The sequence below is a fragment of the Kocuria sp. ZOR0020 genome (assembly GCF_000800955.1).
Taxonomy (GTDB): domain Bacteria; phylum Actinomycetota; class Actinomycetes; order Actinomycetales; family Micrococcaceae; genus Kocuria; species Kocuria subflava.
In genome coordinates this window covers 1-639 of the sequence record NZ_JROX01000407.1, presented here as the reverse complement: position 1 = coordinate 639, position 639 = coordinate 1, and the positions used below count along the sequence as shown (strand labels likewise).

The 639-nt window shown below is 34.3% G+C and carries 2 protein-coding genes; both read right to left on the bottom strand.

Annotated elements, in window-relative coordinates:
• Window positions 1-340: hypothetical protein (locus L979_RS15575; protein WP_197052182.1), on the bottom strand; the 340-nt coding region annotated here is incomplete at its 3' end.
• Window positions 341-369: 29 nt separating this feature from the next.
• On the bottom strand, window positions 370-600 hold the full coding sequence (locus L979_RS15570) for a hypothetical protein (protein ID WP_036853254.1): 231 nt from the start codon (window positions 598-600) through the stop codon (window positions 370-372).
• Window positions 601-639: the final 39 nt, after the last annotated feature.

The following is a 639-nucleotide window of genomic DNA, read 5'->3' as shown; positions in this document are numbered from 1 at the left end:
AAATCATCCAGTTAAGCACGCGCGTAGCCATTAAACTAGACTTACCTGATCCACGGCCTAAATTAAGAAAAATCTCATTAATTAGGTTGACTTGAACACCTTTTTCATCAACCATATCATAGCCTAACATTAACTCATACCACCATTTTTGTGTTGGAAGTAGCTCAATTTTCATCAGGTTACCAGTAGTCAGGTAGAAGTTGTCTTCTATCCATTCAATAGCTTGCGTAACACGGTCATAGCGATAAATATATTTGTTATGAATACGTATTTGCTTCTGAATAGTCTTGCGAATGTACTTATTAATAATAATGCCGTTTTCTTTGTTGTATTCCAACATTTTATTTAAATAATACATTCATTCCCTTTCTATTCAAATACTGATTGCAAATATTCATCTGAATATGGACACCAACCTTCGTCATCAGTCATTTCTTTTTTAAGTTGTTTCCAGTTTGAAAACTGACCAATAATAGAATCGTTGTCTCCACACGTCTCACAATAATCTTCAACTTCTTCTAATTCTTTTTCTGAAGTATTTTCTGACATCAGATAAAGTCCTCCGCCCAAATGGTCTTCAACTACCCAATATTTTTTCATTCAAACCCCTCTGGGACTTTGATTTCTGGCGTTTTATAC

Excerpts from the sequence above, each read along its gene's own strand:
- L979_RS15570 (WP_036853254.1), bottom strand. The coding sequence starts at position 600 with ATGAAAAAATATTGGGTAGTTGAAGACCATTTGGGCGGAGGACTTTAT.